Source organism: Ottowia sp. SB7-C50, assembly GCF_033110285.1.
Taxonomy (GTDB): Bacteria; Pseudomonadota; Gammaproteobacteria; order Burkholderiales; family Burkholderiaceae_C; genus Ottowia.
The window spans coordinates 1,490,546-1,514,077 of record NZ_CP136995.1 but is presented as its reverse complement, the minus strand read 5'-3'; the positions used below and the strand labels follow the sequence as shown (position 1 = coordinate 1,514,077).

At 67.1% G+C, this 23,532-nt stretch carries 19 protein-coding genes and 2 pseudogenes; 8 read left to right on the top strand and 13 right to left on the bottom strand.

Annotated features, from left to right (window positions below; genetic code table 11):
* Positions 1-71: 71 nt before the first annotated feature.
* From R0D99_RS07235 to R0D99_RS07215, 5 genes and pseudogenes are all read right to left on the bottom strand, one after another.
* Entirely contained in the window at positions 72-1,079 is a 1,008-nt protein-coding gene (locus R0D99_RS07235) for a TRAP transporter substrate-binding protein (RefSeq protein WP_317750720.1), read from the bottom strand.
* Positions 1,080-1,111: 32 nt separating this feature from the next.
* Positions 1,112-2,390, bottom strand: a pseudogene (locus tag R0D99_RS07230) (TRAP transporter large permease subunit).
* Between the two features lie 19 nt (positions 2,391-2,409).
* Positions 2,410-2,943, bottom strand: coding sequence for a TRAP transporter small permease (locus R0D99_RS07225; RefSeq protein ID WP_317750719.1), 534 nt, complete (start codon positions 2,941-2,943; stop codon positions 2,410-2,412).
* A gap of 153 nt (positions 2,944-3,096) precedes the next feature.
* Positions 3,097-3,687, bottom strand: a complete 591-nt coding sequence (locus tag R0D99_RS07220; protein WP_317750718.1) for a TetR/AcrR family transcriptional regulator — start codon at positions 3,685-3,687, stop codon at positions 3,097-3,099.
* A gap of 198 nt (positions 3,688-3,885) precedes the next feature.
* Positions 3,886-4,503, bottom strand: coding sequence for a DUF924 family protein (locus tag R0D99_RS07215; protein ID WP_317750716.1), 618 nt, complete (start codon positions 4,501-4,503; stop codon positions 3,886-3,888).
* A 90-nt stretch (positions 4,504-4,593) separates the two neighbouring features.
* On the opposite strand from R0D99_RS07215, the gene R0D99_RS07210 reads away from it, so the two are divergent.
* Together R0D99_RS07210 and fusA are read left to right on the top strand one after the other, a co-directional pair.
* A complete protein-coding gene (locus R0D99_RS07210; RefSeq protein WP_317750714.1) occupies positions 4,594-5,928 on the top strand; it encodes a serine hydrolase in 1,335 nt (444 codons plus the stop codon).
* A 258-nt stretch (positions 5,929-6,186) separates the two neighbouring features.
* A complete protein-coding gene (gene fusA / locus R0D99_RS07205; protein ID WP_317750712.1) occupies positions 6,187-8,244 on the top strand; it encodes an elongation factor G in 2,058 nt (685 codons plus the stop codon).
* Positions 8,245-8,373: 129 nt separating this feature from the next.
* Here fusA and R0D99_RS07200 read toward each other — a convergent pair whose 3' ends face one another.
* A complete protein-coding gene (locus R0D99_RS07200) occupies positions 8,374-9,312 on the bottom strand; it encodes a LysR family transcriptional regulator (RefSeq protein WP_317750711.1) in 939 nt (312 codons plus the stop codon).
* Positions 9,313-9,427: 115 nt separating this feature from the next.
* Here R0D99_RS07200 and R0D99_RS07195 point away from each other — a divergent pair.
* From R0D99_RS07195 to R0D99_RS07180, 4 genes and pseudogenes are all read left to right on the top strand, one after another.
* A pseudogene (locus R0D99_RS07195) lies at positions 9,428-10,367 on the top strand (dihydrodipicolinate synthase family protein).
* Positions 10,368-10,417: 50 nt separating this feature from the next.
* The gene (locus R0D99_RS07190) at positions 10,418-11,386 is read left to right on the top strand and encodes a tripartite tricarboxylate transporter substrate binding protein (protein WP_317750710.1); all 969 of its coding nucleotides are present in this window, start codon (positions 10,418-10,420) and stop codon (positions 11,384-11,386) included.
* Positions 11,376-12,074 carry an SDR family oxidoreductase gene (locus R0D99_RS07185; protein WP_317750708.1) on the top strand — a complete coding sequence of 233 codons (699 nt, stop codon included), beginning with the start codon at positions 11,376-11,378 and terminating at the stop codon, positions 12,072-12,074. Before R0D99_RS07190 ends, R0D99_RS07185 begins: the two co-directional genes overlap by 11 nt.
* 22 nt (positions 12,075-12,096) lie before the next feature.
* Positions 12,097-13,263 (top strand): mandelate racemase/muconate lactonizing enzyme family protein, encoded by a 1,167-nt coding sequence (locus tag R0D99_RS07180; protein WP_317751031.1) that lies wholly within the window; start codon positions 12,097-12,099, stop codon positions 13,261-13,263.
* Between the two features lie 61 nt (positions 13,264-13,324).
* Here the strand turns inward: R0D99_RS07180 and R0D99_RS07175 are convergent, their stop codons facing one another.
* A complete protein-coding gene (locus R0D99_RS07175; RefSeq protein WP_317750707.1) occupies positions 13,325-15,007 on the bottom strand; it encodes a formate--tetrahydrofolate ligase in 1,683 nt (560 codons plus the stop codon).
* Positions 15,008-15,314: 307 nt separating this feature from the next.
* Between R0D99_RS07175 and R0D99_RS07170 the strand changes: the two genes are divergently transcribed.
* Positions 15,315-15,557 carry a type II toxin-antitoxin system prevent-host-death family antitoxin gene (locus tag R0D99_RS07170; protein WP_317750705.1) on the top strand — a complete coding sequence of 81 codons (243 nt, stop codon included), beginning with the start codon at positions 15,315-15,317 and terminating at the stop codon, positions 15,555-15,557.
* Positions 15,554-15,940: a type II toxin-antitoxin system VapC family toxin gene (locus R0D99_RS07165; protein WP_317750704.1), complete on the top strand. Its 387-nt coding sequence runs from the start codon at positions 15,554-15,556 to the stop codon at positions 15,938-15,940. Before R0D99_RS07170 ends, R0D99_RS07165 begins: the two co-directional genes overlap by 4 nt.
* Before the next feature lie 78 nt (positions 15,941-16,018).
* Here R0D99_RS07165 and R0D99_RS07160 read toward each other — a convergent pair whose 3' ends face one another.
* From R0D99_RS07160 to R0D99_RS07135, 6 genes are all read right to left on the bottom strand, one after another.
* Complete coding sequence (locus R0D99_RS07160; RefSeq protein WP_317750703.1) at positions 16,019-18,430, bottom strand: YgiQ family radical SAM protein; 2,412 nt, start codon at positions 18,428-18,430, stop codon at positions 16,019-16,021.
* A 139-nt stretch (positions 18,431-18,569) separates the two neighbouring features.
* Positions 18,570-18,845, bottom strand: a complete 276-nt coding sequence (locus R0D99_RS07155; RefSeq protein WP_317750702.1) for a CHRD domain-containing protein — start codon at positions 18,843-18,845, stop codon at positions 18,570-18,572.
* Between the two features lie 355 nt (positions 18,846-19,200).
* The gene (locus R0D99_RS07150) at positions 19,201-19,851 is read right to left on the bottom strand and encodes a CHRD domain-containing protein (RefSeq protein ID WP_317750701.1); all 651 of its coding nucleotides are present in this window, start codon (positions 19,849-19,851) and stop codon (positions 19,201-19,203) included.
* A gap of 86 nt (positions 19,852-19,937) precedes the next feature.
* Complete coding sequence (locus R0D99_RS07145) at positions 19,938-20,399, bottom strand: SixA phosphatase family protein (protein ID WP_317750700.1); 462 nt, start codon at positions 20,397-20,399, stop codon at positions 19,938-19,940.
* A gap of 14 nt (positions 20,400-20,413) precedes the next feature.
* Positions 20,414-22,465 carry a polyphosphate kinase 1 gene (ppk1, locus tag R0D99_RS07140; protein ID WP_317750699.1) on the bottom strand — a complete coding sequence of 684 codons (2,052 nt, stop codon included), beginning with the start codon at positions 22,463-22,465 and terminating at the stop codon, positions 20,414-20,416.
* Between the two features lie 131 nt (positions 22,466-22,596).
* Positions 22,597-23,427: a GNAT family N-acetyltransferase gene (locus R0D99_RS07135; RefSeq protein WP_317750698.1), complete on the bottom strand. Its 831-nt coding sequence runs from the start codon at positions 23,425-23,427 to the stop codon at positions 22,597-22,599.
* Positions 23,428-23,532 lie beyond the last annotated feature (105 nt).

The following is a 23,532-nucleotide window of genomic DNA, read 5'->3' as shown; positions in this document are numbered from 1 at the left end:
CAGACAAGCGCGGGAAGCTACCAAATAAATAGCAACTGCCGTCTGATCACCGTGGCCTGGGGCCATCGCGTTTACTTTCGTGCCTTGGCGATCTCGGCCTGGAAGGCTTGCAGCGTCTCCTGCCCCACCGCCACCGAATACTTGGCGATGACCGGGCGCAGCTTGTCGCGCAGCTTGGTCATTTCGGGCGCCGGCAACTCCGTCACCTGCATGCCGGCTTTCTTCAACTGGTCCAGTGCAGTGTTGGTGGCCTCGCGCGCGGCCTGGCGCTGCGCGGGCGTGGCCTCGCGCGCGGCGTCGGCAATGATCTTCTTCTCGGCCGGCGAGAAGCCGTCCCACACCTTCTTGCTGATGAGCACCGACTGCGGGTTGTACTGGTGGTGCGTCAGCGTCAGGTGCTTTTGCACCTCGCCAAACTTGTTGGCGAGGATCACCGTCACGGGGTTTTCCTGGCCGTCCAGCGCGCGCGATTCGAGCGCCGCATACACCTCGGGGAAGGCCATCGGCACCGGGTTGGCGTCGAGCGCCTTGACCCAGTCGAGGTTGATCGGATTGGGAATGACGCGCAGCTTCAGGCCGGCGATGTCTTCCACCTTGTGGATGGCGCGCTTGCCGTTGGTCAGGTCGCGAAAGCCCAGCTCCCAGTAGGCCAGGCCGACCAGGCCCTTGTCGCCCAGCTTGTCGTGCATGGCCTTGCCGAAGGGGCCATCGACCACCGCGTCGGCCTCCTTGCTATTGGCAAACTGGAACGGGAAGTCGAACACGGCAAACTCCTTCACCTGGCTGGCCAGGATGCCGGAGTTCATCACCACCATTTCCAGCGTGCCGCCCTGCAGCGCCGACACGTTGGCCTGGTCGCCCCCCAGCACGCCGCCGGGAAACAGGTTCACCTTGATCTTGCCGCCCGACTTGGCCTTGACCAGGTCGACAAACTTTTCCATGCCCGTGACGGTGGGGTGTCCCTTGGGGTTTTGCGTGGCGAGCTTGAGCGTGCGCTCCTTGACGTCCTGCGCGCCGGCCAGACTGGCAGCCGCCACGGCCACGGCGGCGATCAGGGTTTTGAGGAAGAGGCGTTTCATGGGTTGTCTCCAAGACTAGGGTGGGTGTGAATTCAGTAGAACCAGCGCGCGGGCACCATGACGAGCTGCGGGAACAGCACCATCAAAAACATGACGCCGAACTGCGCCAGCATGAAGGGCCATACGCCGCGCGTGACTTCGTCCATGCCAACCTTGCCGACGCCAGCCACGGTGTTGAGCACGGTGCCCACCGGCGGCGTGATGAGGCCGATGGCGTTGTTGATGATGAACAGCACGCCGAAGTACACCGGGTCGATACCGGCGGCCTTGACGATGGGCATGAGCACGGGCGTGAGCACCAGGATGGTCGGCGTCATGTCCATGGCGGTGCCCACGATCATGACCAGCACCATGATCGCCATCATCAGCAGCATGGGCTTGTCGAGCAGCGGCTGCAGCAGGCCGACGATCTCGTCGGGCAATTGGGCCACCGTAATCATCCAGGCCGAGACCATGGCGGCGGCCACTAAAAACATGATGACAGCGGTGGTCTTGGCGGCGGCCAGGAACAGGCCGTAGAGATCGCCCAGCTTGAGTTCGCGGTACACGACGGTCGAAACGAACAGCGCGTAGACGGCCGCCACCACCGCGGCCTCGGTGGGGGGTGAACACACCCATCTTCAGCCCGACCACCACGATCACTGGCAGCACGAGCGCGAAGGTGGCGTCCTTCAGCGCGGCCAGCACTTCGGCGCGGGTCTTGCGCGGCGGGGGCGTCACGTTTTCCTTGCGCGCGACCCACCACCAGGTGACCCACAGCGCCGCGCCCAGCATCAGCCCCGGAAATATCCCGGCCAGAAACAGCTTGGAGATCGACACGTTGGCCGCCACGCCGAAGATGACGAAGCCGATCGACGGCGGAATGATGGGAGCGATGATGCTGGCCGACGCCAGCAGGCCGGCCGAGCGCGCCTTGTCGTGCCCGGCGGCCTTCATCATGGGCAGCAGCAACGCGGCCAGCGCGGCGGCGTCGGCCACGGCCGAGCCCGACAGCGCCGCCATCAGGATCGCCGCCACGATGGCCACGTAGCCCAGACCGCCGCGCACGTGACCCACCAGCGACATGGCAAACGCCACGATGCGGCGCGACAGGCCGCCAGCGTTCATGATCTCGCCCGCCAGCATGAAAAAAGGCACCGCCAGCAGCGGAAAGCTGTCGGCGCCGGTGATGACGTTCTGCGCCAGGATCTGCGCGTCGAACGAACCCAGGTGCCACATCAGCGCCACGCCGCACAGCAGCAGCGAGAACGAAATCGGGATGCCCAGCGCCATCGCGCCCAGCAGTGCGCCCAGAAACACGGCAATCGTCATGGTCGGCTCCGGGGTGGGATCAGTGGGGGTTGCCTGTCGGCATGTCTTCGGATTCGCGCACGCCGATCAACTCGTCATCGCGCAGCTGACCGGTGACAAGCCGCCACAGCTCATGCAGCAGGATCACGCCGCAGCCCACGGCGCACACCACGCCCGAGGCGTAGAAAAACAGCCCGACCGAGACTTCCATGGCGGCGCTGGTGGTTTCCCAGTTGAGCCGCGCCTGTTCGAGCGAACCCTGGAACAGCAGCCAGCAGATGTAGAGCATCAGCAGGTGGCCGGCCAGCAGGCACAGCTTCTTGCCGGCCACCGGCAGGCGGCTGACCAACGCGTCCGTGCCCAGGTGACCGCGTTCATTGAGCGCGACGACGGCGCCCAGAAAGGTCATCCACACGAACAGCCAGCGCGACAGCTCCTCCGAAATGGCAATGCCCGAGTTGAAGGCATAGCGCAACACGACGTTGGCAAACACCAGCACCACCATGACGGCGAGTGCGCCCACCATGAGCACCGCCATCGCGTGACAGGCGCCGTTGATCAGTCTTTTGATCATTATTTTGTCTCCGGGCCGGAGTATGTACGAACTGGTTAGTTCTCAACCATGCGGGAAAACCCGAATATCTAACGCGGCGTCGATTTTTCCGTTGAAGGCCGTCCTGGTGACCCTGCGCGGTGTCTCAAGGCGCCATGCGCCCTGCCCGCCTGATCAGGCCTTGACGTAGCGGACCACCATGTCCACCACCGCTTCGCGCCGTGCGGCGAGGTGCCCGGGGCTTTGCATGTCGCGCTTGAAGATGGCCCCGAACGTGTACTGGTTGGCCACGTTGAAGAAGGACAGCGCCGAAATGGAGGCATGGATGTCCAGCGCGTCCAGCCCCGGACGGAAAACGCCTTCGGCCACCCCGCGCTCGTACAGTTCGCGGATGGCGGCAATCGCCGGCACATTCATCTCCTGAATGGTGTGGCTGCGCTGGATGTGCGCCCCGCGCTCGATGTTCTCCGACATCACGATGCGGATGTAATTAGGGTTGCGCTGGTGGTGGTCGAAGGTGAAGGCGACCAGCGTGCGCAAGGCCGTTTCGGGCGCCAGGTCTTCCAGGTGGAGCGCCGCCTCTGTGTGACGCACGCGCTGGTACGACGCCTCAAGCACGGCAATGTACAGCCCTTCCTTGCTACCGAAATAGTAGTAAATCATGCGCTTGCTGGTGCGCGTCGCCGCCGCGATCTCGTCGATGCGTGCACCCGCAAGCCCCTTTTCACCAAACTCCACCGTGGCCACTTCCAGAATGTTGGCCATGGTTCGCTCGGGGTCGTTCGAGCGCGAGCGCACGTCGCTCGGACGGGCGCCTGGGGCGCCGCCCTGGGCCAAGCGGGAACCTCGGTGGCGCGGTGAATGAACTGGTTCGTTCATCAAGTCAGTATAGCCCGGTGCTTGCCGGCGGTGCCGGGAAACCGGCGGCGCTCTGGCGTTGACGCAGCGGCGCGGGCCGAAGCGTCAGAACCCCGCCCCCGGTTGGGCCAGATACGCCAGCTCGTCCGGCGTGCTGGTGCGCCCCAAAATCGCGTTGCGGTGCGGAAAGCGCCCAAAGCGCCGGATCACGTCCTGGTGCTTGTGCGCATAGTCCAGCGAGCCGTCGAAAAACGGCTTCGGCTGGGCGTCCGGCGCGTCGCGCAGCGCCTGGAACAGCGCCACGCTGCGCGATTGCATGGCAGCGTCTTCGGCGTGTTCCAGCGGCAGGTAGCAGAAGGTGCGCGGCATCGGCGGCACGGCGATATCGTGCCCGCGCGCTATGCCTTCCAGCGCGATGCGCAGCGCACGGTCGTCGCCGGCAAAGCTTTCGGGCTCTCCGCGAAAACTGTTGCGCGTGAACTGGTCCAGCACGATCAGCAACGCCAGGCGCCCTTGCGCCGTGTCGGCCCACGCGTCATGCTGGCCCGCCAGCGCGGCGGCGATGGTGCCGCCAAACCGTTGGCGCAGGTCGGCATCAAACGCCTCGTTTTTCTGGAACCACGTCGGCTGCGCGCGCTGCAGCGCCGCGCTGTCGGCCGGCCACGCGCCCAGCCAGAAGGCGAGCACGTCCTGCGCGTCGGAGGGAAGGGACGAATCATGCATGCGGCCAGCATAAGGGACGCGGGGCAGATTTATGATGGCTGCGCGAGCCATTCGCCTAGACAAGCAGACCAAACCGAGGAGACCCCGCCCATGATTCGAGACACTTTCACCGGGCCGCGCCTGGCCGGCCTGGCCGCCGCGTGCCTGGCCGCCGCCAGCACGCTGGCACAGCCCGCGCCCGATGCGCAGGCGTCCGACCCGGCGCGGCTGGGCTGGATGGCGGGCTCGCCGCCGCCGGCCGATCGCATCGTGCGCAAGGAAGACGGCAGCTTCTACCGCTTTCCGCAATTTCGCTGGTACTTCTCCCATGCGCGGCAGCTGGGCGGCACCACCAACGTGTCGCGCGGCCTGGGCGCGCCGTCGCCGCTGCAGCGCGCCGAGCGGGCCGACCTTGATGCCGTCACCTTCGTGCCGCTGGGCAAGACCGAGCCCATGACCTGGGGCCAGGCCTTCGACGCCAACTACACCGACGGCGTGGTCGTGCTGCACAAGGGCCGCATCGTGTACGAGCGCTATGCCGGCGCGCTGAAGCCGGAAGGCCAGCACATGGCGCAGTCGCTGACCAAGTCGTTCTTTGGCACCATCGCCGCCGTGCTGGTGGCCGAAGGCCAGCTGGACGAGAACGCCAAGGTCGTGCAATACGTGCCCGAGCTGAAGGACAGCGCCTTCGGTGACGCCACCGTGCGCCAGGTGATGGACATGCGCACCGGGCTGAAGTACAGCGAAAACTACGCCGACCCCCAGGCCGAGATCTGGATGCACCTGCGCGCCGGTGGCGCGCTGCCCCGGCCGCCGGGCTACCAGGGGCCGCAGAGCTTCTATGACTTCCTGAAAACGGTGCAGAAAGAGGGCCAGCACGGCGGCGCGTTTGGCTACAAGACCGTCAACACCGACGTGCTGGGCTGGATCATCCACCGCGCCACCGGCAAGTCGGTGGGGCAGGTGCTGTCCGAGCGCATCTGGTCGCGCCTGGGCATGGAGCAGGACGCGTATTTCCTGGTCGATTCGGCGGGCACCGAATTTGCCGGTGCGGGCCTCAACACCGGCCTGCGCGACCTGGCGCGCATGGGCGAGCTGATGCGGCGCGGCGGCCGCTGGGGCGGCCTGTTCGGCGGCGAGCAGGTGATTCCGCAGGCGGTGGTCGACGACATCCGCCGCGGCGGCGACCGCGCCGCCTTTGCGCCCGCAGGCTATGCCACCCTGCCCGGCTGGAGCTACCGCAACATGTGGTGGGTGACGCACAACGAGCACGGCGCGTACATGGCGCGCGGCGTGCACGGCCAGGCGATCTACGTCGACCCGACGGCCGAGATGGTGATCGCGCGCTACGCCTCGCACCCCATCGCCGCCAACGCGGGCAACGACGCCACGTCGCTGCCCGCGTACCACGCGCTCGCGAAGTACCTGATGGGCGCGGCGCGCTAGGAGTCTGCGCGGCAGAAGGCGTCGAAGCGATACCTGCGAAAAACGAGGACAGCGTGGTGGTGCCGACCAGCCCATAGCCGAGCTATGGGCGTCGTCGCGCGCCTGGATTGGCGCTTTTTCAAGCATGTTCGCAGGGCTGGAAACAGCGTGAACAGGCCCTCAGCGGCGTGGCATCCGCCTGATCTGCATCAAGGCGGCGGGCGGCCTGCGCCGCCGCGCGCGGCGTAGCATGTGCGGTAGACATTCAGGAGTGATCTCATGCCCCAAGCTGCCCCCGGCCCCCTGCCCGTCGACAAGATCCGCACTCTGGCCTTCGTCGGCCCCGCCGCTGCCGGCAAGACGACACTGGCCGAAGCGCTGCTGCACCGCACCGGCGCCATTGGCACCCCGGGCAGCGTGGAACGCGGCAACACCGTCAGCGACCACGACGCGCTGGAAGTGAAGGCGGGGCATTCGCTGCAGTCGTCGGTGCTGCATGCCGATCACGCCGGCTGCCGCGTCCACCTGATCGACACGCCCGGCGGGCTGGACTTCATCGGCCAGAGCCTGCCGGCGCTGGAGGCGGTGGAAACCGCAGCCATCGTCATCAACGCCGCCACCGGCATCGAGCCGATGGCGCAGCGCATGATGGACTACGCGGCCGAGCGCGGGCTGGACCGCCTGATCATCGTCAACAAGATCGACGCCGAAGGCGCCGACCTGCCCGCCCTGCTGGCCGACCTGCAGGCCGCGTTCGGCAAGGAATGCCTGCCGCTGAACCTGCCCGACGCCGGCGCGACCCAGGTGGTCGACTGCTTCTACAACCGCGACGGGCACAGCGACTTTGGGGCCGTCGCCGACGCGCACCGCGCGCTGGTCGAGCAGGTGGTCGAAGTCGACGGCGCGTTTGTCGACCGCTACCTGAATGAAGGCGACGTGGACGCCAGCGAACTGCACGCGCCGCTGGAGCAGGCGCTGCGCGAAGGGCATCTGATTCCCGTCTGCTTCGTCTCGGCGCGCAGCGGCGCCGGCGTGGCCGAGTTGCTGGACATCATCGCCCGGCTGCTGCCCAACTCCACCGAAGGCAACCCGCCCGACTTCTTGAACGGCGAAGGCGAAGCCGCCACGCTGATGCACGCCCAGCCCGACCCGGCGGCGCACGTGCTGGCGCATGTGTTCAAGGTCAGCATCGACCCCTACGTCGGCAAGATGGGCTTCGTGCGCGTGCACCAGGGCACCATAACGCCCGGCACGCAGCTGTACGTGGGCGACGGGCGCAAGCCGTTCAAGGTGGGGCACCTGTACCTGCAGCAGGGCAAGAGCCACGTCGAGATACCCAGCGCCGGGCCGGGGGACATCTGCGCCGTGGCCAAGATTGACGAGCTGCACTTCGACGCCGTGCTGCACGACGCCGCGGAGGACGACCACATTCACCTGAAGCCGCTGCCCTTCCCCGTGCCGGTGCACGGCATCGCCATTTCGCCCAAGCGGCGCGGCGACGAACAGCGCATGTGGGAAATCATGGGCAAGCTGGTGGCCGAAGACCCGTGCCTGAAACTGGAACACGTCGCGCAGACCAATGAGACCATCGTCTACGGCCTGGGTGAGCTGCACCTGCGCACGCTGCTGGAGCGCCTGCGCGAAGTGCACAAGTTCGACGTCGAAACGCGCCCGCCGCGCATCGCCTACCGCGAAACCATCACCCAGAACGCGGCCGCGCAGTACCGCCACAAAAAGCAAAGCGGCGGCGCCGGCCAGTTCGGCGAAGTGCACTTGCGCGTCGAGCCGCTGCCGCGCGGCGCGGGCTTTGAGTTTGTCGACCAGGTCAAGGGCGGCACCATCCCCGGCCAGTTCATGCCAGCGGTCGAAAAAGGCGTGCGCGAGGCGCTGGCCGAAGGCGTGATCGCCGGCTACCCGGTGCAGGACGTGCGCGTCATCGTGCACGACGGCAAGCACCACGCGGTGGACAGCAAGGAAATCGCCTTCGTCACCGCCGGCAAGCGCGCCTTCCAGGCGGCCATCCGGGACGCGAAACCTGTGGTGCTGGAGCCGATCGCCAAGGTGCAGATCACCGCACCCGACAGCGCCATGGGCGCCATCACCGGCGACCTGTCGTCGCGGCGCGGCATGGTCAGCGGCACCGACTCTGGCAAGCTGGGCACGCTCACCGTGCACGGCCAGGCGCCCGTGGCCGAACTGGCCGACTACCAGACCCGCCTGAACGCCATGACCGCCGGCCAGGGCCGCTACGCGCTGGCGCTGTCGCACTACGAGGTGGTGCCGCCCCAGGTGCAGCAGCAACTGGTGGCGCAGCACAAGGTGCAGGAGGAGGATTGATATGTTTTTGATAGCTGCCTGCACTTGAGGGGCAAGCGCAGGCAGCGTTTTTCTTCTGAAACTGCGCACATCCGCGCGCTCCATCGCCATATCACCAAGTTGTCGCCCCGCCGCAGATGCAGAACGCGTTCATCCCACCGCGGAAGCGCCCCCGCCTGCCAGCGACCACAACTGCTCCGCAGACCCCATCATCGCCGTAGGTTGACGGTACAGGCGGATCTCCAGTGGGATTTCGCACGGGGCATCGCCCGCAGCCACCAGCAGGCCCTGCCTCAGCTCGTCTTCGATCAGGCTGCGCGGCAACCAGGCGATGCCCCGGCCTTCCAGCACCAGGGCTTTCAGCACCGCCGCATGGTGCGCCGTGAATACCGTGACGCTGGCTTGCGGCACTTGCGTGCGCAGGCAGGTCTTCAGGATGCGGCCCAGGCCGGAAGACTCGTGGTAGCGCAGCAGTGGCACCTCTGAGTGCGCGTGACCGCCGCTGCGCAAATGCCAGGCGGGTTGCCCGTCGTGGCTCGCGGCAGCCACCGGCAACAAGACTTCGCGGCCGATCACAGCAACGGGGTACGCCGCCCCTTCCAGCCGCCCCGGCACGTCGGGGTGGCCGTAGCACAGCAGAAACTGCACGCTGCGCTGAAGCATCAGGTCTTCGCAAGCCTCCAGGTTGTTCGAATACATCTGCACGGTGCGCGGCCCCAGGGCCTTTTCCAGATCCGAAAACCAGGCCGGGAAAAACGCCAGCGAGAGCAAATGCGTGGCCGCGAAACGCAAGCCAGCGGCGGCTTCGTCGTGTGCGGCGCGCGCCTTGATGCGCGCCGCCTCCAACTGGCCAAGCAATTCTTCCAGCAACGGCTGAAAGCGCTGGCCGGCGGCCGTCAGCGCCACCGGGTGCGCGCTGCGATCGAACAGGTCGACCCCCACCCATTCTTCCAATGACCGGATGTGGCGGCTGAGTGCGGGCTGAGCGATGAAACGGGCCTTGGCGGCACGCGAGAAGCTGCCCGTGTCGGCCAGCGCCAGAAAGTCTTCCAGCCATTCCATGTCGAGCGGTCGATTACCAGGGCCCATGCATGCCTTGCTTGCGCAGTCGATCTGCAGATACTTGTATGCGATTCGAGTATTGGACGCGTCGGAAGCGGCGGGCAATCATTCGCTTCGTCCATCCTCATCCACGGAGCGCCCTGTGCCCAGTATTGCAAATTATCACGGCATCATTCCTGCCATATCCTGCCCGTTCACGGCAGACCACCGCATCGACGAACCAGCGCTGCGCAAGCTGGCCAGCTGGCTGGCTGGCCACGATGGCGTGGTCGCCGTCATGACCAACGGGCACACGGGCGAGGTGTTTTCGCTCACCCCCCGCCGAGCGCGCCGACGTCACGCGCATCGTGGCCGACGAACTGAAAGGCCGCATGCCGGTCATTTCGTCCATCGTCTGCGAAGGCCTGGCCGACGCCGCCGACCACGCCCGGGCAGCACGCGCCGCGGGCGCGGTGGCGCTGGACGTGATGCCCCCGCACCACTGGTTGCGCTTTGGTTTCACGCCGGGCCACGCGCTGCAGTACTTCGAGGCCATCCACCAGGCAGCGCCGGATTGCGACCTGGTCTGCCACGTGTACCCGGCGTGGACGCGCGCGTCCTACTCGTCGCAGCTACTGGCCGACCTGGCCAAGCTGCCTTACGTGCAGGCCTTCAAGGTAGGCCAGCGCGACATGAACAAATACGCCCGCGACATCCAGGCCATCCGCGAGACCGGCACGGGCAAAGCCATCCTCACCTGCCACGACGAGTATTTGCTGGCATCCATGGTGCAGGGTGTAGACGGTGCGCTGGTCGGGTTCGCCACCTTCATCCCCCAGTTGATCATCGACCTGTGGAATGCCGTGAAAGCGGGCGACTTGAAAAAGGCCCAGGCGATTCAGGCGGTCATCACGCCGCTGAAAGACGCCGTGTACGGCGGCGGCGAACCCACCGGCGAAGCCCATGCCCGCATGAAGGGCGGCATGTACCTGGCCGGCGTGCTGGACGCGCCCACCGTGCGGCCGCCAACAGAAGCGCCCAACGACCAGGAAACGGCCGCCCTGCGCGCGGCGGTGCAGCAAGCGGGCCTGCTGGCCCGCTGACCCGTCGCGCCGCCGTCTACCCCTCACCACACCCCAAGGAGACACGCCCCATGCAACGCCGACAGTTCGTCGCCCGCACCCTTGCCGCCACGCTGCTGTGCGGCCTTGCCATGGATGCGTCGGCACAGACGTACCCCAACCAAATGGTGAAGTTCATCATCCCCTTTCCGCCCGGCGGCACGCTGGACGCGGTGGGCCGATCGCTGGCCCAGAAGCTGGGCGAACAGATGGGACAGACGTTCATCGTCGAGAACCGCCCGGGCGCCAACGGCACCATCGGCGCCAACGCCGTGGCCAAGGCCAACCCGGACGGCTACACGCTGCTGTTCAACGCATCCACCTTCACGAGCGCGCCGATGACCATGAAGTCGGTACCCTACAGCGTGACCAAGGATTTCGCACCGGTGGCACTGGTGGCCAAGGCGCCGTTGTCCGTGGCGATCAACAAGAACCTGCCGGTCACGGACATCAAGTCGCTGATTGCACACGCCAAGACGGTGCCTGGTGGCCTGAAATTCGCCATTGGCTCCACCGGTTCGGCGGGGCACCTGTCGACCGAGCTGTTGCGCCAGGCAGGCAACTTCGACCTGATGATCGTGCCTTACAAGGGCACCGGTCCGGCATTTCAGGATCTGCTGGGCGGTGTGATCGACGGCTTCATCGACCCTATCGTGGGCTCACTGCAGTTCCACAAGAGCGGTCAACTGCGGGTGGTGGCCGTCACCTCCGAAAAGCGCGCCGTCAGCCTGCCCGATGTGCCCACCGTCGGCGAAACCATTCCCGGTTATTCGTTCTACAGCTGGTACGGTCTCTGGGCGCCCGCACGTACGCCGCCCGAGATCACCCAGCGCCTGAATGCCGAAGTGAACAAGGCGCTGGCAGGCCCCATGCGCGACAAGATCACGCAACAGGGCCTGGAGGTCACGCCCGGTTCGCAGGATGACTTTCTGAAGTTCCAGGCCAAGGAAATGGCCCGATACCAGAAGGTCATCACCGAAGGCAAGATTCATGCGGACTGATGCTCGTCATGCCGTGGTCACCGGCACGACCTCCGGCATTGGCCGCGCCATCGCCGCATCGCTGCTCGACGCTGGTTGGCGCGTGACCGGGCTTGATCTGGCCAAGCCCACTCTGACGCACGCGGCATTCGACTCTTGGACCGTCAATCTGGCCAGCCCCACAGAGGTGGACCAAGTGGTGGCTCAGCTGCGCGAAGTCGACGCCCTGGTGCATGCCGCCGGCGTACTGCGCGTGGGTCGATTGCAAGACCTCGGCGCAGATGACGGCGCACTCATGTGGCAAGTTCACGTGGATGCAGCGACGCGGTTGTGTAAAGCGCTGGTGCCCGCCATGGCGGCGCGCGCCGATGGCCGCGTGGTATTCATTGGCAGCCGGGTTGCCCAGGGCATGCCGGGGCGCGGGCAGTATGCCGCGACCAAGGCGGCAGTGATCGCGCTGGCGCGCAGTTGGGCGGCCGAAGTTGCGCCCAACGGGGTGACACTGAACGTGGTCTCGCCCGCCGCCACCGCCACCGGCATGCTGAAAGACCCTGCGCGCGCGGCCAGCGCGCCTCGCCTGCCTCCCATCGGGCGCCTCATTGAGCCTGCCGAAATCGCACAGCTGGTGCATTTCCTCCTGTCGCCTGCGGCTGCTGCCATCACCGGGCAAGACATCGCTATCTGCGGCGGCGCTTCGCTTCCGCATTGACCTTCTCCTTTGCGCCACGACCATGAAAATTGTCAACATCCTCGAGTCCACCCGACCCATCAAGTCCGACATCCGCAACGCCTACATCGATTTCTCCAAGATGAACTTGAGTCTGGTGGCCGTGGTCACCGACGTGGTCCGCGACGGCAAACCGGTGATCGGCTACGGCTTCAACTCCAACGGCCGCTATGGCCAGGGCGCACTGATGCGTGAACGCTTCATTCCACGCATTCTGGAAGCCGATCCGGCCAGCCTGTTGGACGACGCCGACGGCAACCTGGACCCGCACAAAGTCTGGGCCCGCATGATGACCAATGAAAAGCCCGGAGGCCACGGCGAACGTTCTGTGGCGGTCGGGACCATCGACATGGCCGTATGGGATGCCGTGGCCAAGATCGCCCGCCAGCCGCTGTACCAGTTGCTGGCCGAGCGCTATGGCAATGGCGTACCGAACCCCCGCGTCTTTGTCTACGCGGCCGGCGGCTATTACTACCCTGGCAAGGGCCTGGATGGCCTGAAGCACGAAATGGAAAGCTATCTGGCGCGCGGCTACAGCGTGGTCAAGATGAAGATTGGCGGCGCGACGCTGTCCGACGACTGCGAACGCATCGAGTCGGTCCTGAAGATTCTCGGCCCTGGTCAACAACTGGCGGTGGACGCCAATGGTCGCTTTGATCTGCAAACGGCCATCGATTACGGCCATGCCCTTTCGCAATACCCGCTGTTCTGGTACGAAGAGGCTGGCGATCCGCTGGACTATGAACTGCAGGCCAGGCTGAGCGAGGTCTACCGGGGCCCGATGGCGACGGGCGAAAACCTGTTTTCGATGCAGGACGCGCGCAACCTGATTCGGCACGGTGGCATGCGGCCAGACCGCGACTGGTTGCAGTTTGACTGCGCTTTGAGCTACGGCCTCGTCGAATACCTGCGCACGCTGGACATGATCAAGGCCCATGGCTGGTCACCCAGCCGATGCATTCCTCACGGCGGCCACCAGATGTCGCTCGCGATTGCTGCAGGCCTGGGACTGGGCGGCAACGAAAGCTACCCTGACCTGTTTCAGCCATACGGTGGCTTTCCCGATGGCGTGAAAGTGGTGAACGGCTATGTTGACTTGCCGGCGTTGCCAGGCATCGGCTTCGAGGGCAAGAGCGACCTGATTCGCGAGATGCACGCACTGGCAGTCTGATGGCGAGCGCGCACTGCCGATCTCGCGCCTTTGGCGGTTTTGACGCGATGTGACGAGCCGTTCAATACAGCCCCGTCACCTGCCCTCGTTCATCAATATCCATGCCCTCGGCGCCCGGATGCGCCGGCAGGCCGGGCATCGTCATGATGTCGCCGCAGACCAGCACCACGAAGCCGGCGCCCGCCGACAGCCGCACTTCGCGCACGTGCACGGCATGGCCCGTCGGCGCGCCCAGCAGCTTGGGGTCGGTCGAGAAGCTGTACGGCGTCTTGGCAATGCACACCGACAGGTGGCCCCAGCCTTCGGCCTGCAGCTGGTCCAGGCGCGCACGGGCTTCAGGGCTGGCGACCAGTTGCGCGGCGCCATAGACCTGCTGCGCCACCTGCACCGCCTTGTCCCACAGGCTGTCGGCGGTGTCATAGACAAAGCGTGGCGTGCGCGGGGCGTGCTGATCGCACAGCGCCACCACCTCGCGCGCCAGATCGACCGCGCCTGCGCCACCCTCGGCCCAGTGGCGCGACACCGCATACGGCACGCCGCGTTCGGCCATGCGGCTGCGCAGCAGCGCGTGCTCGGCGGCGGTGTCGGCGACAAAATGGTTGGCCGCCACCACGCACGGCAGGCCGAAGACGTCGCGCACGATGTGCAGGTGGCGGTCGAGGTTGGCCAGGCCGGCGTCCAGCGCGGCCAGGTTCTCCTGCGCCAGCGCGTCTTTCGGCACGCCACCCTGCATCTTGAGCGCGCGCACCGTTGTCACCAGCACGGCGGCGCTGGGTTTCAGGCCCGCCATGCGGCACTTGATGTCGAAAAACTTCTCGGCCCCCAGGTCGGCGCCGAAGCCGGCCTCGGTGACGGCGTAATCGCCCAGCTTGATGGCCGTGCGCGTGGCGATGACCGAGTTGCAGCCGTGCGCGATGTTGCCGAACGGGCCGCCGTGCAGCAGCGCGGGGTTGTTGTCCAGCGTCTGCACCAGGTTGGGCGCCAGCGCGTCCTTCAGCAGCACGGTCATGGCGCCGTGCGCTCTCAAATCCGCCGCAGTCACGGGTTGCCGCTGGCGCGTTTCGGCCACCACGATTCGGCCCAACCGCTCCTTCAGGTCGGCCAGCGAACGCGACAGGCACAGGATGGCCATCACCTCCGACGCGGCGACGATGTCAAAGCCGCCCTCGCGCGGCACGCCGTGCGCCGGGCCGCCCAGGCCCAGCGTGATGTGGCGCAGCGCGCGGTCGTTCATGTCCAGCACGCGGCGCCAATGGATGCGCCGCACGTCGATGCCGAGCGCATTGCCCTGGTGAATGTGGTTGTCGAGCAGCGCCGCCAGCAGGTTGTGCGCCAGGCCGATGGCGTGGAAGTCGCCCGTGAAGTGCAGGTTGATGTCCTCCATCGGCATCACCTGTGCGTGCCCGCCGCCGGCCGCACCGCCCTTCATGCCGAACACCGGCCCGATGGACGGCTCACGCAGCGCCAGCACAGCCCGGTGGCCGAGCCGGTTCAGGCCGTCGGCCAGCCCGATCGATGTGGTGGTCTTGCCCTCGCCCGCCGGCGTGGGGCTGGTGGCGGTGACCAGGATCAGCTTGCCGTCGGGCCGCTCATCCAGTGACTGCACGAAGGGCAGCGCAATCTTGGCTTTGTAGTGGCCATAGGGCACCAGGTGCGCGTCGTCCAGCCCCAGGCGCTCGCGCGCCAGGTCGGTGATGCGGCGCAGCGTGGCGCGGCGGGCGATGTCGAGGTCGTGCAGGGCCATGTCTCCCTTTCCTGTTGGCGGTGGCGTGTCGGAGTCTGCGCGACAGAAGATGCGTCGGCTGCCACGCACAAGAAAACGGTCCATCGCGGCGCTGGCTCCGGCGCCCATAGCCCGGTGATGGGCTGGTCGGCATCACCACGCCGCCCTCGTTTTTCGCACGTTTCGCTTCGACGCCTTCTGGCGCCCAGACCCCTGGCGCGTTGCATTGTCGGCCATGCCCTTGAGCGCTAATCACGCCATGTTGGCTGGATTTTACTTAGTCCATACAATGGACTAATATATCCGGAAGTTCAAATGGGCCTCCACCATGACCACACCGCTCATCGTCAATGTGCACGACGCCAAGACGCATTTCTCGCGCTTGCTGGAGCAAGTGCACGCGGGTCAGGAGGTGATCCTGGCCAAGGCCGGCACGCCGTATGCGCGCATGGTGCCGCTCGAGCCATCGCCAGCTCAGCGCAAACCGGGTCGCCTGGCCGGAAAATTGCTGGACGACGCGTTCTTCGACGCCCTGCCTGAAGCCGAACTGACTGCTTGGAGCGGTGCTTGAAGCTGTTGCTCGACACCCACGCGCTGATATGGTGGTGGACCGACGACCCAATGCTGCCGGCATCGGCCCGCGCGCTCATCGCCGATGAATCGTTGCCAGTGTTCGTCAGCGCCGCCAGCGCGTGGGAAATGGCGACCAAGCACCGGCTGGGCAAGCTGGGCAGTGTGAGCGCGGCGCTGCCGCGCTTCAATGCGCTGACGCAGGCGGATGGCTTTCAGCACCTGGCGATCACTTGGCAGCACGCCATCCGGGCAGGCAGCCATGTGGCCGATCACCGCGATCCGTTTGACCGCATGCTGGCCGCGCAGGCTGACCTGGAAGGTTTGACTCTGATCACACGCGACGAGGCGTTTGCGCAGTTCGGCACGCGAACCGCTTGGTGAAGTGGTCCATGCGGATGGGGCAGGCTCGTGGCAGCAAAGGGCATGAATGCTTGCCCGCCATGCTGCGCGTCTGACCTGTCAACGCTTGCCGCGGCCGACCGGGCTGCCAGGCTTGGCCGCCCGCCGGGGCGACGGCGAACGCGCGGCTGCGGCGCGCGGGGGCAGACCGGTGTGCTGGGTCAAAACGGCCCCGCGCGCTGGCTGGGATTGCGCAGGGCGCTTCTCTTTTCGTAGCGTCGCGTGGGCGTTGGTCGCGCTGGCGGCATCGGTCGAGTTCTTGCGCCGCGCACTTTGATACGTGCCATCGGTCACCGGCTGCCAAGTGGGGATGAGGTGCTGCTTGCCGTTGCCGATCAGCTCGCCCCGGCCCATTTTCTTCAGCGCCTCGCGCAGCAGTGGCCAGTTGTTGGGGTCGTGGTAGCGCAAAAAGGCCTTGTGCAGGCGGCGGCGGCGCTCGCCCTTCACGGTGTCGACCTGCTCGCCGCGCTCGTCGCGGTGAATGCCGGCCAACGGGTTCAGGCCGGTGTGGTACATCGTGGTCGCCGTGGCCATGGGCGACGGATAGAAGGCCTGAACCTGGTCGGCGCGAAAGCCGTTTTTCTTCAGCCACAGCGCCAGGTTGAGCATGTCTTCATCGGTGGTGCCAGGGTGAGCGGCGATGAAGTACGGAATCAGGAACTGCTCCTTGCCCGCCTCGGCACTGAACTTTTCAAACAGCTGTTTGAACTTGTCGTAGCTGCCGATGCCGGGCTTCATCATTTTCGACAGCGGCCCTTCCTCGGTGTGCTCCGGCGCGATCTTCAGGTAGCCGCCCACATGGTGCTGCACCAGCTCCTTCACGTAGCTGGGCGACTTGACGGCCAGGTCGTAGCGCAGGCCGGAGCCGATCAGCACCTTCTTCACGCCCGGCAGCGCGCGCGCGCGCTGGTAAATGCGCGTGAGTGGCGCGTGGTCGGTGGTCAGGTTGGGGCAGATGCCGGGGTAGACGCAGCTGGGCTTGCGGCAGGCGGCCTCGATTTCGGGCGACTTGCAGCCCAGCCGGTACATGTTGGCGGTGGGGCCACCCAGGTCGCTGACGACGCCGGTGAAGCCGGGTACCTTGTCGCGCATCTCCTCGACTTCGCGCAGGATGGATTTTTCGCTGCGGCTCTGGATGATGCGGCCTTCGTGCTCGGTGATGGAGCAGAAGGTGCAGCCGCCGAAGCAGCCGCGCATGATGTTGACGCTGAAGCGGATCATCTCCCACGCGGGGATCTTCGTTTCGCCATCGTGCCGGCCACGCGCGTCGGCGTAGCGCGGATGCGGGCTGCGCGCGTACGGCAGGTCGAAGATGTGGTCCATCTCGGCCGTGGTCAGCGGGATCGGCGGCGGGTTGAGCCACACGTCGCGCGCCGTGCTGCCCTCGCCGTGCGCCTGCACCAGCGCGCGGGCGTTGCCGGGGTTGGTCTCCAGGTGCAGCACGCGGTTGGCGTGGGCGTAGAGCACGGGGTCGCGCTTGACCTGTTCGTAGCTGGGCAGGCGGATGACGGTTTTGTTGCGCGGTGGTGCTTTGTGGCGCAGCGCAGGGTTGGGCACAAAGCGCAGCGGCTGTTCGCCAGATTTCAAGCCCAATCGGCCTTCGGCGCTTGTTGAATCAGCGCCAATAGCTATCGATTCCGGAGCATTCGCCTCACACGACGCACCCTGCCCCGCCGCCTGCTCGGCGGTCGTCTGGTAGGGGTTGATATGTTCTTCGACGCGGCCCGGCTGGTCGACTTCGGTGGAGTCGATCTCGAACCAGCCCCCGGGCGTGCTGCGCATGACGAACGCGGTGCCGCGCACGTCGGTGATCAGCTCGATGGGTTCGCGCCGCGCCAGGCGGTGCGCCACTTCCACCAACGCGCGCTCGGCGTTGCCGTACAGCAGCAGGTCACACTTGCTGTCCACCACGATGCTGCGGCGCACCTTGTCGCTCCAGTAGTCGTAGTGGGCGATGCGGCGCAGACTGCCCTCGATGCCACCCAGCACGATGGGCACATCCTTGTACGCCTCGCGGCAGCGCTGGCTGTAGACGATGGCGGCGCGGTCGGGGCGCTTGCCGCCGACGTCGCCGGGCGTGTAGGCGTCGTCGCTGCGAATCTTGCGATCTGCCGTGTAGCGGTTGATCATCGAATCCATGTTGCCCGCCGTCACGCCCCAGAACAGGTTGGGCTTGCCCAGCGCCTTGAAGGCGTCGGCGCTGTGCCAGTCGGGCTGCGCGATGATGCCGACGCGAAAGCCCTGCGCCTCCAGCACGCGGCCGATGACGGCCATGCCGAAGCTGGGGTGGTCCACATAGGCATCGCCCGTGACCAGGATCACGTCGCACGAATCCCAGCCGAGCGCGTCCATCTCGGCCCGACTCATGGGCAGAAACGGTGCGGTGCCAAAGCGCTTGGCCCAGTGCGGCTTGTAACTGGTCAGCGGCTTGGCGTCGCGGTGGAAGAAGGAAACGTCGAGGGGGGCGTTCATCGCGGGCAGCGGCGCCAGGAGCGCGCGCGCGGCAGATGGGGTGGAGAAGCCCGCATTTTAGGGACGTTGGCGCCATCGTGCCCCGTGCGTGGGCGATGCCCTTGCCTCGACGAGCGCAATGCGCGCTCCGCGGATGGGGTCAATGCCTTTCGATCAACTGGCCCCGCAGTTCGCCTTCGGGATAGCGCGCGGTGCGCAGGTTGAGGTACCACTGGCCCGCCAGCAGGTCGGCGCGCTGCTTGGGGTTGAGCATGGCGCGGCCCTCGGCCGGGCTGGCGAGGGTGCGGCCGAGCATCATCACGCGCGGCGCCACTTCGCCGCTCATGCCGGGGCTGTGGAAGTGCGCGCCGGTCACGGGGCCGCTCAGGCCGCTGAAATTCAGCTTCCACTGCAGCAGGCCGGTGTTGCGGTTCAACACGGCCACCAGTTCGCCGCTGGCCGCGCTGTCGCTGGGGGGGCACGGTGGCCGCACCGCTCAGCCGCGCGCTGAAGGCGGCCAGTTCAGGCAGGCGCTGGGTGGGCGTTGGTTCGGTGCGCACCGGCGGCGCGGTACGCACCGGTGGACCGGCGCAGGCGGCCAGCAACGCCAGCAGCGCCGCGGCCAGGACGATGCAGGCAGGCACCAGCGCGGCGCGCGGCCGCATCGGAACAGTCGATGTGGACATGGCCCGCACCATAGCACCGACCCGCCGGCGATCCGCGCCGGTTTGCGCACTGATACGTGTTGACCAGCCTGCTTACCCGCCGTGCAACGGGCAGCCGCCGGTGCGTCAGTTCACCACGCGCAGTTGCCCGCGCAGTTCACCCGCCGGGTAGTTGGTGGTGTAGACGGTGACGTACCAGCGCCCATCGACCAGATCGACCGCCTGGTTGGCGGTGAGCGTGGCGCGGCCTTCGTACGACGGGCCGAAGGGGCCGGGCCAGACCATGACGGCGGGCGCGTTCTGGCCCGGTTCGGCCGGGCCGTGGAACTGCACCGCGGTGATCGCGCCGGACAGGCCCGTCCAGTTGGTCTTCCAGCGCAGCGTGCGGGTGTTGGAGTCGTACAGCGCGTCGAGTTGCGCGCTGCCGCCGCTGCGCGAGGGCGGCACCACGCTGCCACCGTCCATCCGCGTGGTGAAGGTGACCAGGTGTGCGTTCGGGTCCACCGCCACGGGCGCCACCACCGGAGGCATCGGCACCGGCACCGGCACGGCCTGGCCCGCGGGCGGCAGCGCCTGCGGCATCGGCACCGACGGCGGAATCGGCTGCGGCTGCGCCACCGAGGGCACGGGCGCCGGTGCGGGCGGCAGCGCCTGCGGCATGCGGATGGGCGGCGGGTCGTAGCGGGGGCCCAGGTCGACCGTTGCGCAGGCGCTGGCCAGCAGCGCGGCCGCCAGCACGGCGGCGATGGGGGACGAAACCAGCGGAATCGAACGCATGCAGACTACTCCTCGATAGGCAATTGCCCGCAATTATCGCGCTCCAGGGAGTGGCGACAGCCTTTGTGCCCGCCCGGTCAGACTGGTCAGAGCATCTCGGCCGTCAGCACGGTGATGACCGTGGCCTGCCGCTGGCCGTCGCGCTCGCGGCTGCGCAGCCACCAGATCGAGCCTTTCTTGACCGAACATTCGGCATCGGCCATGCCCAGCACGCGCGCAATGGTTTCGCCCAGCGTGGGCTGGTGGCCGACGATCAGCACCGGCGACCTGGCGTTGGGCCAGCCCGCCAGTTGCAGCAGCTGATCGGCGCTGGCGCCAGGCAGCAGCTCGTCGTGCAGGCGGTACTTGCGCGACAGCGCGCGGGCCGTCTGCTCGGTGCGCACGGCCGGGCTGACCAGGATGCGCGTGCCGTCGGGCAACTGCCGGTCCAGCCAGGCGGCCATGCGCGACGCCTGGCGGTCGCCGCGGCGCGTCAGCGGGCGGTTGCGGTCGATCATGTCGCCTTCGGCGTCCTGGGCCTCGGCGTGTCTCCACAGGATCAGGTCCATTTCCCCTCCTTCCGTCAAATGGCGCGGTATCGGTTCATCAGGGCCTGCTGCGCCCCCGGGCCGGCCTGGGCGCCCGGGCGCACCACGCTGTCGTAGCGGCCGCCCTCGCCCATCCGCCACGCATCGCGCTCGTCGTGCAGGTAGGCCAGCAGGCATTCGTCGACGATGCGCTGGCGCAGGGCCTGGTCCGTAACCTGCCACGCGGTTTCGACGCGGCGCAGCATGTTGCGGTTCATCCAGTCGGCGGACGACAGCCACAGCTGCTCGTCGCCCCCGGCGCGAAAGTAAAAGACGCGGGAATGCTCCAGAAAGCGGCCGATGATGCTGCGCACGCGGATGTTCTTGGTCAGCGGCGCGGGCAGCATGCAGGCGCCGCGCACGATCAGGTCGATCTTCACGCCCGCGTCGCCCGCGCGCAGCAGCGCCACGATCAGCGCCTCGTCGGTCAGCGCGTTCATCTTGGCCACGATGCGCCCGCCCCGCCCCTTGCGCGCCGCCTGCGCCACCGCATCGATCTTGGCCAGCATCTGCTTGTGCAGGGTGAACGGCGCCAGCAGCATGCGCTGCATGCGCGGCAGGCGGCTGTGGCTGGCCAGGTGCACGAACAGCTGGTCCATGTCGGACGTCAGGCGCGCATCCGCCGTCAGCATGCTCAGGTCGGTGTACAGCGCCGCCGTGCGCGGGTTGTAATTGCCGGTCGAAAGGTGCCCGTAGCGCCGCAGCTGGCGCCCTTCGCGCCGCGTCACCAGCAGCATCTTGGCGTGCGTCTTGAGGCCGACCACGCCGTACACCACCTGCGCGCCGGCCTTTTCCAGCCGCTCGGCCCAGTTGATGTTGGCCTCTTCGTCAAAGCGCGCCTTCAGCTCGACCACGGCCGTCACTTCCTTGCCGCGGCGCTGCGCCTCAATGAGCAAGTCCATCATGCGGCTGTCGTTGCCGGTGCGGTAAATCGTCTGCTTGATGGCCAGCACGTGCGGGTCGTACACGGCTTCGCGCAGAAAGTCGATCACGCCGTCGAAGCTTTCGAACGGCTGATGAATCAGCACGTCGCCCTGCCGCATTCGCTCCATCACCGATTCGCCGCGCGACAGCTGCACCGGGTAGCTGGCGCGGTACGGCGCAAACAGCAGCGCCGGCCGGTCGACCAGCGATATCAGCTGCTGCAGCCGCACCAGATTGACCGGGCCCTGCACCTTGAACAGGGCTTCGGCCGGCAGCCTGAACTGGCGCAGCAAGAAGTCCGCCAGTTCGTCCGAGCAGGCGGACGACACCTCCAGCCGCATGGCGTCGCCGTAGTTGCGCTGGTGCAGTTCCTGACGCAGTGCCGTGCGCAGGTTCTTGACTTCTTCCTCATCCACCGACAGGTCCGAATCGCGGGTGACGCGGAAATGCGAGAAGTCGCCCACCTCGCGGCCCGGAAACAAATCCGCCAGGTGCGCGCGGATCACGCTGGACAGCATCACGAACAGGGTCTCGTGGCCGCTTACCCGCTCGGGCAGGCGCAGCACGCGCGGCAGCACCCGCGGCACCTTGACGATGGCGATTTCGTTGCTGCGCCCAAAGGCGTCCTTGCCCTTCAGCTGCACGATGAAGTTGAGCGACTTGTTGGCCACCTGGGGAAACGGGTGCGCCGGGTCCAGCGCCACCGGCACCAGCAGCGGCTTGACCTCGCGCTGGAAGTGCTCGCGCACCCAGCGGCGCTGCGCCTCGGTGCGGTCGACATGCGAGACGATGCGCATGCGCTCGGCCGCCAGGGCGGGCAGCAGCACGTCGTTGTAGATGCCGTACTGCCGCTCCACCAGGGCGTGCGCAGCCGCCATCAGGCGGCGCATGCCGCTGGCATCGGTGCCGGCGCGCCAGGCGGCCAGGTGGCTTTCGGCGCGCACCTCAAAGAATTCGTCCAGGTTGGACGACACGATGCACAAATAGCGCAGGCGCTCCAGCAGCGGCACGTCGGCGCGCTCGGACCAGTGCAGCACGCGGTGGTTGAAATCGAGGATGCTGGCATCGCGGTCGAGCAGCGGATAACGCGCCAGCAGCGTGGCGGCATCAACGGCGGCGGGCATGGCGGCACTTCAAAAAGGGGAGCATCGCGGCAGGATACAACAGGCGGCTGCACGCCATGCGATCCGTCACCGGCGCCGCCCACGTGCCGGGCGGCGGTGCGCCACACGCCCGCGGCACGCCGGCGGCGCCTTCATCCCAGAAAGTGCTTGCGGTAGCGCGGATGCAGGTCGCCAATGCGCATCATCATCGGCAGGTCGGCACTGTTGAAATCGGGATCCCACGCCGGCGGGCCCAGCACCTTGGTGCCCAGGCGCAGATAGCCCTTGATGAGCGCGGGCGGCTCCACGGCCAGCTGGTCGTTCAGTGTCTGCAGCGGCAGCGGCAGGCGCGGGCGCACCTGCCATTCAATGGGGGCCAGGTGCTTTTCGCGCACCTGGCGCCAGATGCTGGCCGCCACGTCGCCGCTGAACACGCCGCCCTGCATCATGGGAATGCTGGCGCAGCCGATCATGGTGTCGAGCTGGTTGCGCGTCATGAATTCGCCCAGCGCCGTCCACAGCGCCATGATGACGCCGCCGTGCCGGTGGTCGCGGTGCACGCAGCTGCGGCCCAGTTCGACCATGCGCGGGCGCAGTGCGCGCAGGCGGGTCAGGTCGAATTCGGTGTCGCTGTAGGTGCTGCCCAGACGGCGCGCCTGCGCCGGCGTCAGCACGCGGTAGGTGCCGATGACGTCCTGCGTGACCTCGTCGCGCACCAGCAGGTGCTCGCAGTAGTCATCGAACAGGTCGATGTCGTGGCCGGGCACGGGGCTGTTCAGGCGCGCGCCCATTTCGCCGGCAAACACGTCATGGCGCAGGCGCTGCGCGGCCCTCACCTCGTCGTGATGGCGCGCCCAGGCCACCTGAATGCCACGCGCGGCAGGCGGCGCCACCAGCGCAGCCGTGTCGCGCCGGTGAAGCGACCCCCGTGGCAGCGCGGCGGGCGGCGACAGGGCAAACGTGGGCGTGGGCAGTTCCTTCATGGCAGGTCGCTCCTTGCGGTCCATCTCGGTCATCTGCAGCGATGGTGCGCGGCGCGGGTGACAGGCGCGTGGCAGGTTCGTGAATTGTTTGTGACGCCCGGCGGG